Source organism: Bacillus mojavensis (assembly GCF_012648005.1).
GTDB classification, from domain to species: Bacteria; Bacillota; Bacilli; order Bacillales; family Bacillaceae; genus Bacillus; species Bacillus mojavensis.
This window is the reverse complement of the sequence record NZ_CP051464.1, coordinates 3,892,828-3,906,938: the sequence shown is the minus strand read 5'-3', so window position 1 is coordinate 3,906,938 and position 14,111 is coordinate 3,892,828. Positions and strand designations below refer to the sequence as shown.

The window sequence follows — 14,111 nt, the reverse complement described above, 5'->3', positions numbered from 1 at the left end:
CCTCCTCAGTCTTTGAGCCAATGAGTATGTACTATATTTAACAAAGTTAATAGAGTAGTACCCTTTTCCTAATCGATTTGAAACATTTGTTTGAAAAAATCTTGATTTCACAAAAGGAAATTCAAAGCCAAAACGAGGGATATTGGCGGTTTTTACGCAAGTTATTGATCACGATAGCGAGGATCACAATGATGGCAGATCCAATGAAAACAGGAAACAGTAATTACAGCATTTCATGGACGGGAGGAAAAAACATAAAAAAACCTTACTCGCCCGGAGTAAGGTTTTAATTAGGACATTTTTATGCTTCTCCCTCGTTGACGAAAACCAAGGCGGAGAATCCTTTTTTCTTATCAAACTGCAATTCAACGACGGTAACGTCTGGATTGAAGTTATGGTACTCCTCTAAGAACTGAATAATGCCTTCTGAAATGTCATCCGACTCAAGCTGCTTGTGATGCAGGCCATATTTGGCTTCAGCGAAAAATCCTGTACGCTTGTTGTAAGACAGCTCTTTTACTTCAACGTCTTCAGGGTAAATCTCTTCTTCATTAGAAATATACACACAAATCCCGTCTACAATTTCTTGCTCGTTTAATACTAATTTCATTACCTAAAAGCTCCTTCTGTATGTCTTCGGTGTTTTAAATGCGCGAATGATTGCAATGACAATGATTAAAATAATGATCAAAGCGATGACATCAACGATCCAGGCAATAGGCGAAGGGCCATAAGAAACATAGCCTGGGCCCCCGACTGGATGATAGGTGTAACCCCAAGGGTGCATCATGCTGATCATGAACATGCTCGTTGTGAATCCGCTATAATAGCCAAACCATCCTGATGGCGAGAATCCTGCATTGTAATAATGATTCACTGAAACATAACGTCCGCCAACATAAGCTTTAGATGTTTTTCCGCTGTATGTCTTTCCGCTTACTTTTGATGTGGCACCGGAAAACGTGCCTGACGATGTTTTAGAGCTTGATGAGCTTGTCTTATCGGAAGATTTCTTTTTCAGCGAAATCGATGATGATGAATCATCAGACGTTTTGGAGTTTTTGCTTGAAGAGCTTGATCCTGAACTGTAGCTGGATTTCGGGCTGGATTTATAGCTTCCGCTGTATGACGAGCTTGAACTTCGGCTGCTGTGACTGGATGATGAGCGGCCACTAAAACTTTTTGCATGAGAAATGGTTGATGGCAGCAGTACACCTAAAGCAACGGTTACTGCAACTAAGGCTTTTACATATTTCAGTTTCATTCTGTTTCCTCCATAGGCTGCAACGGCCCGTTATTTCTGGTTTGAATCATCAGCAAAAGTGAAAGAGGGGGTCAGACAGATGAGCTTATTCTAGCGTCATATCAATCTTTCATATCATATTTAGCTATTTCAATCACTTTCTTTCTGAGATAAACTCCCTTTATTTTATCGGATTCATGGCTCTTTTTGTAAGTTTTACATCAAAATCAAACCAATTTATGGGCAAATAAAAACAGCCTTCCCAATGGAGAAGGCTGTTTTTTCTTATGCGAACAGCTGATCAATAAATGAAATATCCTCTTGAGAAAGCGTCACGTCAGCTGTTTTGATGTTATCAAGCAGCTGATCGGCACGTTTTGCGCCAGGGATTAAAATATCGATTTCCGGTCTTGCCAAATACCAAGCCAATACGATGTGAGGGATGTCCACGTTGTGCTTTTCAGCAATTGGCGCAAGCTTGTTGACCTTTCTGATATTTTCTTTGAAACGCTCACCCTTGAAGTGCTCCTGTTCGTTTCGCAGGTCTCCTTCAGGGAACGTTGTATCTTCTGTATACTTTCCTGCCAATAATCCAGACACGAGCGGGAAGTAAGGAATAAATGAAATATTATGCTCCTTCGTATACGGGAAGAATGTGTTTTCCGCTTCACGGTTTAACAGGTTGTATTCGCCTTGCAATACATCTACTAATCCGTCTCTGTTTGCTTCTTTCAATTGCTCTAAAGAGAAATTGGATACACCGATGGAACGGATTTTTCCGGCTTGCTTCATTTCATTCAGTGCGTTAACCGCTTCATCCTTCGGCGTATGTTCATCCGGGAAGTGAATGTAGAACAGATCGATATAATCAGTTTTCAAACGCTTCAGGCTTTCATCAACCGATTTTTTAAGAAATGCTGGTGAATTATCAAAGACAAAGTCATTTCCTTCTTTTCGGTGTGCGGCTTTCGTGGCGATGACGACATCTTCGCGGTTGAATTCGCGCAGCACCTCACCAATTAATTCTTCGGAACGGCCGATCCCATAAATGTAAGCGGTATCTAACATGGTCACGCCATTGCGAATGGCCTCGCGAACCAATTCTTTTCCGGTTTCTTCATTCAGATTCGGGTAGAGGTTATGTCCTCCTACAGCATTTGTTCCTAATCCGATAGGGAATACCTGCAGGTCTGATTTTCCGAGCGTTGCTTTTTTCATGATCTACCTCCTGAAATAAAATTGATGAAAGACTCTCAATACTATTGTAAACGTTAAGCTAGATGAATGCCGATTTGGTGCTCATGGCAGTACTGCGTGTACTCGTCATCTAACGGCTGAGATGTCACAATACAATGCAGCCTGTCAAAGGGCGCATAGGTCAGCAGCGTTGATTTTCCGAATTTAGAATGATCGGCCAATAAATACACTTCTTTCGCTTTTTCAGAAATCCTCTTTTTAATGTCGTACTCGAGCAGATCCGAATTGGTCAATCCATGTGTCAGTGTTGTTCCGGTTGCGGACATAAAGGCTTTGTTGATATTGTACTTCTCCAAGGTACCGGGATCATCCATGCCGACAAAGGAGCGTGTTTTTCTTTTATAGTTGTTTCCGATGATGATTAAGTTGATATGTTTCAAAGCCGCCGCCGCATTGATAATATCCAAACTGTTGGTTAAAATGGTGACATTTTTGTTCGGATCAAGTGTATCGAGAATCGATTTGGTCGTTGTTCCTGAGTCAATGAAGATTAAGTCATGGTCTTCAATAAAACGGGAGGCGTAATGGGCAATTTTTGTTTTCTCATCTTGGTGCTGGATGGTGCGATTCTCAAAAGGAACCAATGCGGTTTTCTCAATTGATGTTACGCCGCCGTATACTTTTTCGATGGCACCCTTTTCCGTTAGCTTGTTGATATCGCGTCTGACTGTGTTTTTCGAGACATTGAAAACCTGGCACAGCTCATCTAAGGAAACAGTGCCATGCGATAAAATGTACTCCTCCATTTCCTGTATCCGCATCAGTTTCATACAAAAAACTCCTTCTTGAATCTTAAAGTAATGTAAATATATAATAAAAATCAAAAGTTAATCAATAGTTGCTTAAAAAATGATAACATTGGTATAATTTTTTTTCAAGACTCACCGAACTTCCAGGCGATCTCTTCCATTGTTGAAAGATTAGTATAATAAAAATAATGAGAAAATTTAGTGTTTATGATTGACTTATGGGTATTATACGATTAGAATATAACCAAGAAATGACCAAGAAGTAACCTGACATATGTGATTTCAGTGATGAGATGGTTGCTTGCATAACACATGTATCTAACCATTGATTTTTTTTGGTTTTTTTGAAAGCGTTTAATTCTTATCATATGAATCTATCCTGAACCATCCATACAAGTGTATGTGTTTACTAATGAAGGAGGCAATAAGAATGGCAGAAATCAGAAGATTAAAAAACTATATCAACGGTGAATGGGTTGAAAGCAAAACAGATCAATATGAAGACGTTATCAATCCGGCAACGAAAGAAGTGCTGTGCCAAGTGCCGATTTCTACAAAAGAAGACATTGATTACGCGACTCAAACAGCGGCTGAGGCATTTAAAACATGGTCGAAAGTGGCGGTTCCGCGCCGTGCGAGAATTCTATTTAACTTCCAGCAGCTGCTGTCTCAGCATAAAGAAGAACTTGCTCATCTAATCACCATCGAAAACGGCAAAAACACAAAAGAAGCTCTGGGAGAAGTGGGACGAGGGATTGAAAACGTTGAGTTCGCGGCAGGCGCGCCTTCTCTGATGATGGGAGACTCACTTGCATCTATTGCGACGGATGTTGAAGCGGCCAACTATCGCTACCCAATTGGAGTTGTCGGCGGAATCGCACCATTTAACTTCCCGATGATGGTTCCTTGCTGGATGTTCCCAATGGCCATTGCACTCGGCAACACATTTATTTTAAAACCGTCTGAGCGTACGCCGCTGTTAACGGAGAAATTGGTTGAGCTCTTCGAAAAAGCGGGTCTTCCTAAAGGTGTTTTCAACGTCGTATATGGTGCACATGATGTGGTAAACGGCATTCTGGAGCATCCTGAAATTAAAGCGATTTCATTTGTTGGCTCTAAGCCTGTTGGCGAATACGTCTACAAAAAAGGTAGCGAAAACTTAAAACGTGTTCAATCTCTGACAGGCGCGAAAAACCACACGATTGTCCTGAATGATGCGAATCTCGAAGACACGGTCACAAACATCATCGGAGCAGCCTTCGGTTCAGCTGGAGAACGCTGCATGGCTTGTGCGGTTGTGACAGTTGAAGAAGGTATCGCTGATGAATTCATGGCGAAGCTGCAGGAAAAAGTGGCTGAGATTAAAATCGGAAACGGCCTTGATGACGGCGTGTTTTTAGGACCGGTTATTCGCGAGGACAACAAGAAACGCACGCTCAGCTATATTGAAAAAGGGCTGGAAGAAGGCGCGAGACTCGTTTGTGACGGACGTGAAAACGTATCTGACGACGGCTACTTTGTTGGTCCGACAATCTTCGATAACGTCACGACAGAGATGACGATCTGGAAAGATGAAATTTTCGCTCCGGTCTTATCCGTCATCCGCGTGAAAAACCTGAAAGAAGCCATTGAGATTGCCAACAAGTCTGAGTTTGCGAACGGCGCCTGCTTGTTCACATCGAACTCAAATGCCATCCGCTACTTCCGTGAAAACATTGATGCGGGAATGCTCGGCATCAACCTGGGTGTGCCGGCACCGATGGCGTTCTTCCCATTCTCAGGCTGGAAATCTTCATTCTTTGGAACGCTGCATGCGAACGGTAAAGACAGCGTTGACTTCTACACGCGTAAAAAAGTGGTGACGGCAAGATACCCGGCACCTGATTTCAACTAAACGACGAACAGCCGAACGGCGTGTCTCTGCGCTGTTCGGACTCATTCTTACCATAGAAAGAGGAGGGCTTAACCATGAGTCATTTGTTGCGTAAGCCGCAGTCGAATGAAGTATCAAAAGGCGTCAACCTTGTGCATGACGTAACGAAATCAAACTCAGATCTTACCTATGTAGAGTTTAAAGTGTTAGATCTTACATCCGGTGCAAGCTATGCAGATGAATTGAGAAAACAAGAAATCTGCATTGTGGCAGTGACGGGAAAAATCACAGTGACGGATCATGAATCTACGTTTGAACATATCGGTACGCGTGAAAGCGTATTTGAGAGAAAACCGACAGACAGCGTCTATATCTCCAATGACCGTGCCTTTGAGATTACGGCAGTGAGTGATGCGAGAGTGGCGCTTTGCTATTCGCCATCAGAGAAACAGCTTCCGACAAAGCTGATCAAGGCGGAAGACAACGGGATTGAACATCGCGGAAAGTTTTCGAACAAACGGACCGTTCACAACATTCTTCCGGATTCAGACCCTTCAGCTAACAGCCTTTTAGTGGTTGAAGTGTATACAGACAGCGGAAACTGGTCCAGCTACCCGCCTCATAAACACGATCAAGACAACCTGCCTGAGGAATCCTTCTTGGAAGAAACCTACTACCATGAATTAGATCCGGGCCAAGGCTTTGTATTTCAGCGCGTATACACTGACGACCGCTCCATTGACGAGACAATGACTGTAGAAAATGAAAACGTTGTCATTGTTCCTGCGGGATATCATCCGGTTGGTGTGCCGGACGGATATACTTCCTACTATTTAAATGTCATGGCAGGGCCGACGCGAAAGTGGAAGTTTCATAATGATCCGGCTCATGAGTGGATTTTAGAACGCTAACAAGTGAGGAGTGGCTGTTTACGATGAAGTATACATTCAATGAAGAGAAGGACTTTGATATTGTTGCCATCGGTCGGGCGTGTATTGATCTGAACGCGGTTGAATACAATCGTCCAATGGAAGAAACAATGACATTTTCGAAATACGTCGGCGGTTCGCCTGCGAATATCGCGATTGGCAGCTCAAAGCTCGGCTTAAAAGCGGGCTTTATCGGCAAAATTCCAGATGACCAGCATGGAAGGTTCATAGAGTCCTATATGAGAAACACCGGCGTAGACACAACGCAAATGATCGTTGATAAGGAAGGGCATAAAGCTGGTCTTGCTTTTACTGAGATTCTGAGTCCGGAAGAATGCAGCATCTTAATGTACCGTGATGACGTAGCGGATCTTTATCTTGAGCCATCGGAGGTAAGCGAGGACTATATCGCCAATGCGAAAATGCTGCTCGTTTCCGGTACAGCGCTCGCCAAAAGCCCGTCTCGGGAAGCGGTGATAAAAGCCATTCAATATGCAAAAAAGCATCAGGTAAAAGTCGTATTCGAACTGGATTATCGTCCATACACTTGGCAGTCAGCGGATGAAACAGCCGTTTACTATTCTTTGGTCGCTGAGCAGTCCGATATCGTCATCGGAACACGGGATGAATTCGATGTCATGGAAAACCGCACAGGCGGCAGCAATGAAGAGTCTGTCAATTCTTTATTTGAGCATTCAGCCGATCTCGTCGTCATCAAGCACGGCGTAGAAGGCTCTTACGCATACAGCAAATCGGGCGAAGTCTTCCGCGCCCAAGCGTACAAAACAAACGTGCTGAAAACCTTTGGGGCCGGTGATTCGTATGCTTCGGCCTTTATCTACGGGCTTGTCAGCGGAAAAGACATTGAAACCGCATTGAAATACGGCAGCGCGTCAGCCTCCATTGTTGTCAGCAAGCACAGCTCATCGGAAGCCATGCCGACAGCGGAAGAAATCGTACAGCTTATTGAAGCACAGTCATAATTGAAAAAGATCGAGTAAAGGTGGGATCGTTTGTGGGTAAGAAAATTCGCTTAACAACAGCACAAGCACTGATTAAATTCTTAAACCAGCAGTACATCCATGTTGATGGAAAAGAAGAGCCTTTTGTTGAAGGGATTTTCACGATTTTTGGCCATGGAAATGTATTAGGGATTGGGCAGGCGCTTGAGCAGGATGCAGGCCATTTAAAAGTATACCAAGGGAAAAATGAACAAGGAATGGCGCATGCCGCAATGGCGTACAGCAAGCAAATGCTGAGAAGAAAAATTTATGCGGTCTCAACATCTGTCGGACCGGGAGCGGCCAACTTAGTGGCGGCAGCCGGCACTGCATTGGCAAACAACATTCCTGTTCTCTTGATTCCGGCAGATACATTTGCGACAAGACAGCCAGATCCTGTACTGCAGCAAATGGAGCAAGAATACAGTGCGGCGGTTACGACAAACGATGCATTGAAACCTGTATCGAGATACTGGGATCGCGTTACACGCCCTGAGCAGCTGATGAGCAGCTTGCTTCGCGCTTTTGAAGTCATGACTGATCCGGCCAAAGCAGGCCCGGCGACCATTTGCATTTCTCAGGATGTCGAAGGTGAAGCGTACGATTTCGATGAGAGTTTCTTCGTCAAACGGGTTCACTATATTGATCGCATGCAGCCGAGCGAGCGTGAGCTTCAAGGTGCGGCGGAGCTGATTAAAGCCAGCAAAAATCCTGTGATCCTCGTCGGCGGAGGCGCAAAATACTCCGGTGCGCGCGATGAATTGGTTGCCATTTCTGAAGCGTATGCCATTCCGTTAGTTGAAACGCAGGCAGGAAAATCGACAGTTGAAGCTGATTTTCCGAATAACCTCGGCGGAATGGGCATCACAGGTACACTTGCGGCAAATAAAGCGGCCCGCCAAGCTGATTTGATTATCGGTATCGGCACAAGATATACAGATTTTGCGACATCTTCTAAGACCGCTTTTGATTTTGATAAAGCGAAGTTTCTGAACATCAATGTCAGCCGAATGCAGGCGTATAAACTCGATGCGTTCCAAGTAGTAGCGGATGCGAAAGTGACGCTTGGCAAACTGCACGGCTTGCTTGAAGGCTATAAGAGTGAATTCGGTTCAACAATCAAGGAGCTGAAGGACGAATGGCTCGCTGAACGTGAACGCCTCAGCAAAGTGACGTTTAAACGGGAAGCATTTGATCCGGAAATCAAACATCATTTCTCTCAAGAGGTTCTAAATGAATATGCTGACGCGTTGAATACGGAGCTTCCGCAAACAACAGCATTGCTGACGATCAACGAGACCATTCCTGAAGACAGCGTGATTATCTGTTCGGCAGGCTCTCTTCCTGGAGATTTGCAGCGTCTGTGGCATTCTAATGTTCCAAATACGTATCACCTGGAGTACGGATACTCCTGCATGGGCTATGAAGTGTCCGGGACACTGGGGCTTAAATTAGCCCACCCTGATAGAGAAGTGTATTCCATTGTCGGGGACGGCAGCTTCCTGATGCTTCACTCCGAGCTGATTACGGCGATTCAGTACAACAAGAAAATCAATGTGCTGCTTTTTGACAACTCTGGTTTTGGATGTATCAATAACCTGCAAATGGACCACGGGAGCGGCAGCTACTATTGTGAGTTCCGCACAGATGATAACCAAATCTTGAATGTCGATTACGCGAAAGTCGCTGAGGGTTACGGTGCGAAAACGTACCGTGCTAACACAGTGGAAGAGTTAAAAGCGGCGTTAGAGGATGCGAAGAAACAAGACGTTTCAACGTTGATTGAAATGAAAGTGCTGCCAAAAACAATGACGGACGGCTATGACAGCTGGTGGCATGTCGGAGTAGCTGAAGTATCTGAACAAGAAAGCGTTCAAAAAGCATACGAAGCAAAAGAGAAAATGCTCGAATCTGCTAAGCAGTATTAGAGGGGAGGCAACATGATGGGCAAACATGAAATCCTGTGGGGGATCGCTCCCATTGGGTGGCGGAATGATGATATGCCTGAAATTGGAGCGGGAAATACACTTCAGCATTTGTTAAGTGATATTGTCGTCGCACGTTTTCAAGGGACGGAAGTCGGGGGCTTTTTCCCCGAGCCTGCCATCCTCAATAAAGAGCTTAAGCTTCGCAATTTGCGCATTGCCGGAAAATGGTTCAGCAGCTTCATTTTGCGTGACGGACTCGGTGAAACCGCGAAGGCTTTTACCCTGCATTGTGAGTATTTGCAGCAAGTGAATGCGGATGTCGCAGTTGTCTCTGAACAAACCTACAGCGTGCAAAGCCTTGAGAAAAACGTGTTTACAGAGAAGCCGCATTTTACTGATGAGGAATGGCAACGGCTTTGTGAAGGATTAAATCATCTTGGGAAAATTGCCGCTCAGCATGGCTTAAAGCTGGTATATCATCACCACCTCGGTACTGGTGTCCAAACAGCGGAAGAAGTGGACCGCCTGATGGAGGGAACAGACCATGCACATGTGCATCTCCTCTATGATACAGGCCATTCATATATTTCTGACGGCAATTACATGGGCATGCTGGAAAAGCATATTGATCGCATTAAACACGTGCATTTTAAGGACGCCCGTCTGAATGTCATGGAACAATGCAAACTCGAAGGGAAATCGTTTCAGCAATCGTTTTTACAAGGCATGTTTACGGTTCCCGGTGACGGATGCATTGATTTTAAAGAAGTGTATCAGCTGCTGTTAAAGCACAATTATTCCGGGTGGATTGTTGTTGAGGCTGAACAGGATCCCGATATCGCAAACCCGCTGGAGTACGCATTGATCGCCAGAAACTACATTGATAAGCAATTGTTGGGTGTGGCGAAATAACTAGAGGGGGAGTGAATATATGGGCAATACCATTGCAGATTCGGCCCTCAATAAACGGACCATCGCGGCTGCCTTGGCCAACTATATTGATGCCGGTTCGATTGTGGCTGGATCTGCTGGTTTATCGTTATGGGTCAGTTACCTGAAACTGTCAGATACCCAAATCGGACTGCTTGGCGCGTTGAGCGCAAATGCCATTTCTGCCGCTGTCGGCGCTTTGCTCGGCGGATTTCTGGCGGATAGAGTTGGGCGGAAAGCTGTTTATACCAACAGCATGCTCGTTTACGCTCTGGGGATTTGTTTAGTCCTGTTTGGAGTCAATTTCCCCATGTTGTTAAGCGGTTACATGATTATCGGGTTATCGGTTGGCGCTGATATCACCGCATCGTGGACCATTATCGCGGAAAACGCCCCTAAGAAAAACCGGGCCCGCCATTGCGGAGTCGCACAGGTCGCTTGGGCCGCGGGGGCAGTCGTTGTGCTGCTTCTCTCCGTATTGGTCGGTGACTTAGGTCTCTTGGGAAATAAAATCGTGTTTGCCCATCTGCTGGTCATTGCGCTGATTACGTACGTCCTCAGAATCAGACTTCCTGAGTCAGATGCATGGCAGCAGAAAAATCAGCCCGCAGACACACAAACAGAGAAGCCGGCTGTATTAAACAAAACATCGTACTTTGATTTGCTCAAGCCTATGTATCTAAAAAGCATCCTGTTTTTGATGGGTGTGTACCTGGTTTGGAATTTAGCCGCCGGGGTGATGGGCTTTTTTATGCCATACATTTACCAGCAGGTCGGCGGGGTATCTGCCAATATGGCAAATCTTTTGCAAATGGGACTGTTTATCTTTACCGGACTGGGGGTCGCCTTGATCTTCATGCCTTTTGCAGATCAATATAGAAAACGTGTTTTTGGAATCGCAGCTTTTATGGCAGTGATCGGCTGGTCACTGTTTCTGCTGCCGGTTGAAGGCCTGCCGGTTCTGCTCCTGTTTATTGTCGTGATCGGCATCAATAACGGAGCCGGACAGCAAGCGAACTATCAGTTATGGGCCAGTGAAATCTTTCCTACGCAATATCGTGCTTCTGCACAAGGACTGATGTTTTTCCTCGTCCGTATTTCAATAGGGATTTGGAGTCTGTTTGTCCCAATGATTATGACCAATTTCGGCATTGGAACGATGGCTGCAATTCTCCTCGGATGTGTGACGGCCAGTATGATCATCGGGCTTCTCTTCGCGCCGAATACGTCTGGCAAGTCACTTGAACAAATTCAAGAGGAACTCTACGGATCGCCTTACAATCACGTAAAGCAAGGCAAAGAAAGCAAAATGATGTAACCAACAGAAGGAGTGGCTGTCAATGAGTTTACGTATTGGTGTTATTGGAACTGGAGCAATCGGAAAAGAACACATTAACCGCATCACAAACAAACTGTCCGGCGCAGAAATTGTGGCTGTAACGGATGTGAATCAAGAAGCCGCACAGAACGTCGTCGAGCACTACCAATTAAATGCAGCAGTATATCCTGATGATGACAGCCTTCTGGCAGCTGAAAATGTAGATGCTGTCCTAGTGACAAGCTGGGGGCCTGCGCATGAATCGAGTGTTTTGAAAGCCATTAAAGCCCAGAAATATGTATTCTGTGAAAAACCGCTTGCGACAACTGCTGATGGATGTATGCGCATCGTCGAAGAAGAAATGAAAGTGGGGAAACGCCTCGTTCAAGTCGGCTTTATGCGCCGTTATGACAGCGGTTACGTACAGCTGAAGGAAGCGCTCGATAACAATGTGATCGGCGAGCCGCTGATGATTCACTGTGCGCACCGCAACCCGACTGTAGCGGGAAATTATACGACTGATATGGCAGTTGTTGATACGCTCGTTCATGAAATTGATGTGCTGCACTGGCTCGTCAATGATGACTACGAGTCCGTTCAAGTCATCTATCCGAAAAAATCGAAAAACGCCCTGCCGCACTTAAAAGATCCGCAAATCGTAGTCATTGAAACAAAAGGCGGTATCGTCATTAATGCTGAAATCTTTGTGAACTGTAAATACGGCTATGACATTCAATGTGAGATTGTTGGAGAAGACGGCATCATCAAGCTTCCTGAACCATCAAGCATCAGCATGAGAAAAGAAGGGAAATTCAGCACAAACATTCTAATGGATTGGCAGAGACGCTTTGTGGATGCGTACGATGTGGAAATCCAAGACTTCATTGATTCGATCCAGAAAAAAGGCGAAGTCAGCGGGCCGACGGCATGGGACGGCTATATTGCTGCCGTTACGACTGACGCGTGTGTAAAAGCCCAGGAATCTGGACAAAAAGAAAAGGTTGAATTGAAGGAAAAACCGGAATTCTATCAATCGTTTACAACAGTAGAAAACTAAAATAAGAGGAGTGATAATATGAAATTAGCATTAGATCCATCAATGTATCGAGATGATTTAACGTTAGAGGAAATGGTCTATAAAACGGCGGAGCTTGGCTATGAATATATTGAACTATCGCCGCGCGAGGATTTTTGCCCATTCTATAAATATCCGAAAGTCGATTCAGCAAAAATCAAACAATTAAAGCGGCTTTTAAGGGATACAGGTGTTAAGCTTTCATCACTCCTTCCGCTTTACCACTGGGCGGGTCCTGAAGAAGACCGCCGCCAGGCTGCGGTACGCAACTGGAAAAGAGCGATCGAAATTGCGGTTGATCTTGATGTGGATTTGATGAACAGTGAATTCAGCGGTTCAAAATATGATCCTTTAACAAGTGAAGAAAAATTCATCAAATCCATGGATGAGCTTCTGCCCGTCTTTGAAAAAGAAGGCATTAAACTCAATCTTCAAGCCCATCCATACGATTTTATCGAAACGCACAAAGGTGCGATGGATATGATCCGCGCGCTTGACAAGGATTGGATCAATCTTGTCTACTCGACTGCCCATACGTTCTTCTATGATGACGGCAAAGGCGACATCGAGACCATGTTTGACGAAGCCGGCGACCGCCTCACACATGTTTTATTTGCGGATACCTTTAATCATAAAGCGGCTCATGGCCTCCGGTACATCGTCAATCCGCCTGACGCGAAAGTAACGGTTCACCAGCATTTGGACATTGGTCAGGGTGAGGTTGATTTTGAGACAATTTTCAGAAAGCTGAGAGAGATGAAGTTCGACGGAATTGCGACGAATGCCGTTTTTGCTTGGGTCGATGAAAAAGCGGATGAATCAAGCCGATTTATGCTTAAAAAAATGAAAGAAGAATTAGGTCTGGCATAAGCTGAGCATGGAGTTCGGCGGGATATGGCGAACAGCCTTCCTGCCGAACTCCCTTCATATCAAAAATTGCAGATGGGGGAGTCTGGCATGAAACTTTGTTTTAACGAAGCAACAACATTGGAAAACTCAAATCTTAAACAGGATGTAGAACTATGCGAAAAGCACGGCTATGATTATATTGAAATTCGCACAATGGATAAGCTGCCGGAGTACTTAAAAGATCATTCATTGGCCGATCTTGCGGAATACTTTCAAACCCATCACATCAAACCGCTTGCCTTAAACGCACTCGTGTTCTTCAACAACCGTGATGAAAAAGGCCGCAATGAGATCATCGCTGAATTTAAAGACATGATGGAAACGTGCAAAACCCTCGGTGTGAAATATGTCGTAGCCGTACCGCTTGTGACTGAGCAGAAGATTATAAAAGAAGAAATCAAAAAGAGCAGTGTAGAGGTACTGACTGAGCTTTCAGATATCGCAGAGCCGTATGGCGTAAAAATCGCGCTTGAATTTGTCGGCCACCCGCAATGTACGGTCAATACGTTTGAACAGGCGTACGACATCGTAAACACAGTCGAGCGTGACAATGTCGGGCTTGTCCTTGACAGTTTCCACTTCCACGCCATGGGTTCCAATATCGAAAGCTTAAAGCAAGCGGACGGAAAGAAAATTTTCATCTACCATATCGATGATACAGAAGATTTTCCAATCGGGTTTTTAACAGATGAGGATCGTGTATGGCCGGGCCACGGGGCGATTGACTTAGATGCCCACTTATCGGCTCTGAAGGAAATCGGCTTCTCTGATGTTGTATCGGTTGAGCTCTTCCGGCCTGAATACTATAAGCTGAGTGCTGAGGAAGCCATTCAAACAGCGAAAAAAACAACGGTTGATGTCGTATCAAAATACTTCAACATGTAATGGATAAAGGAGGG

General features: G+C 44.9%; 13 protein-coding genes and 1 pseudogene. 9 read left to right on the top strand and 5 right to left on the bottom strand.

Going from position 1 to position 14,111, the window contains the following annotated elements; all coding sequences use genetic code 11:
* Nucleotides 1-121 precede the first annotated feature (121 nt).
* From HC660_RS21185 to iolR, 5 genes and pseudogenes are all read right to left on the bottom strand, one after another.
* Nucleotides 122-223 (bottom strand): annotated as a pseudogene (locus HC660_RS21185) (HPP family protein); the annotation flags it as partial.
* A 78-nt stretch (nt 224-301) separates the two neighbouring features.
* Nucleotides 302-610: a DUF2653 family protein gene (locus HC660_RS20255; RefSeq protein ID WP_095712624.1), complete on the bottom strand. Its 309-nt coding sequence runs from the start codon at nt 608-610 to the stop codon at nt 302-304.
* A gap of 3 nt (nt 611-613) precedes the next feature.
* Nucleotides 614-1,264: a hypothetical protein gene (locus HC660_RS20250; RefSeq protein WP_168749221.1), complete on the bottom strand. Its 651-nt coding sequence runs from the start codon at nt 1,262-1,264 to the stop codon at nt 614-616.
* Between the two features lie 264 nt (nt 1,265-1,528).
* Nucleotides 1,529-2,461, bottom strand: coding sequence for an aldo/keto reductase (locus HC660_RS20245; RefSeq protein ID WP_010332531.1), 933 nt, complete (start codon nt 2,459-2,461; stop codon nt 1,529-1,531).
* Nucleotides 2,462-2,514: 53 nt separating this feature from the next.
* On the bottom strand, nt 2,515-3,270 hold the full coding sequence (iolR, locus tag HC660_RS20240) for a myo-inositol utilization transcriptional regulator IolR (RefSeq protein ID WP_010332530.1): 756 nt from the start codon (nt 3,268-3,270) through the stop codon (nt 2,515-2,517).
* A 409-nt stretch (nt 3,271-3,679) separates the two neighbouring features.
* Between iolR and iolA the strand changes: the two genes are divergently transcribed.
* The 9 genes from iolA (at nt 3,680) to iolI (ending at nt 14,097) form a co-directional block, all read left to right on the top strand.
* Nucleotides 3,680-5,143 carry a methylmalonate-semialdehyde dehydrogenase gene (gene iolA / locus HC660_RS20235; RefSeq protein WP_168749220.1) on the top strand — a complete coding sequence of 488 codons (1,464 nt, stop codon included), beginning with the start codon at nt 3,680-3,682 and terminating at the stop codon, nt 5,141-5,143.
* A 74-nt stretch (nt 5,144-5,217) separates the two neighbouring features.
* The gene (gene iolB / locus HC660_RS20230; RefSeq protein ID WP_168749219.1) at nt 5,218-6,033 is read left to right on the top strand and encodes a 5-deoxy-glucuronate isomerase; all 816 of its coding nucleotides are present in this window, start codon (nt 5,218-5,220) and stop codon (nt 6,031-6,033) included.
* 23 nt (nt 6,034-6,056) lie between these two features.
* Nucleotides 6,057-7,034 carry a 5-dehydro-2-deoxygluconokinase gene (gene iolC / locus HC660_RS20225; protein WP_010332527.1) on the top strand — a complete coding sequence of 326 codons (978 nt, stop codon included), beginning with the start codon at nt 6,057-6,059 and terminating at the stop codon, nt 7,032-7,034.
* A 32-nt stretch (nt 7,035-7,066) separates the two neighbouring features.
* The gene (iolD, locus tag HC660_RS20220) at nt 7,067-8,980 is read left to right on the top strand and encodes a 3D-(3,5/4)-trihydroxycyclohexane-1,2-dione acylhydrolase (decyclizing) (RefSeq protein WP_168749218.1); all 1,914 of its coding nucleotides are present in this window, start codon (nt 7,067-7,069) and stop codon (nt 8,978-8,980) included.
* Nucleotides 8,981-8,995: 15 nt separating this feature from the next.
* Complete coding sequence (gene iolE / locus HC660_RS20215; RefSeq protein ID WP_168749217.1) at nt 8,996-9,892, top strand: myo-inosose-2 dehydratase; 897 nt, start codon at nt 8,996-8,998, stop codon at nt 9,890-9,892.
* 19 nt (nt 9,893-9,911) lie between these two features.
* On the top strand, nt 9,912-11,228 hold the full coding sequence (iolF, locus tag HC660_RS20210) for a myo-inositol transporter IolF (RefSeq protein WP_010332524.1): 1,317 nt from the start codon (nt 9,912-9,914) through the stop codon (nt 11,226-11,228).
* A 22-nt stretch (nt 11,229-11,250) separates the two neighbouring features.
* Nucleotides 11,251-12,285: a bifunctional inositol 2-dehydrogenase/D-chiro-inositol 1-dehydrogenase gene (gene iolG, locus HC660_RS20205; RefSeq protein ID WP_168749216.1), complete on the top strand. Its 1,035-nt coding sequence runs from the start codon at nt 11,251-11,253 to the stop codon at nt 12,283-12,285.
* A gap of 18 nt (nt 12,286-12,303) precedes the next feature.
* Nucleotides 12,304-13,173, top strand: coding sequence for a sugar phosphate isomerase/epimerase family protein (locus HC660_RS20200; protein ID WP_168749215.1), 870 nt, complete (start codon nt 12,304-12,306; stop codon nt 13,171-13,173).
* Between the two features lie 87 nt (nt 13,174-13,260).
* Entirely contained in the window at nt 13,261-14,097 is an 837-nt protein-coding gene (gene iolI, locus HC660_RS20195; RefSeq protein WP_168749214.1) for a 2-keto-myo-inositol isomerase, read from the top strand.
* Nucleotides 14,098-14,111 lie beyond the last annotated feature (14 nt).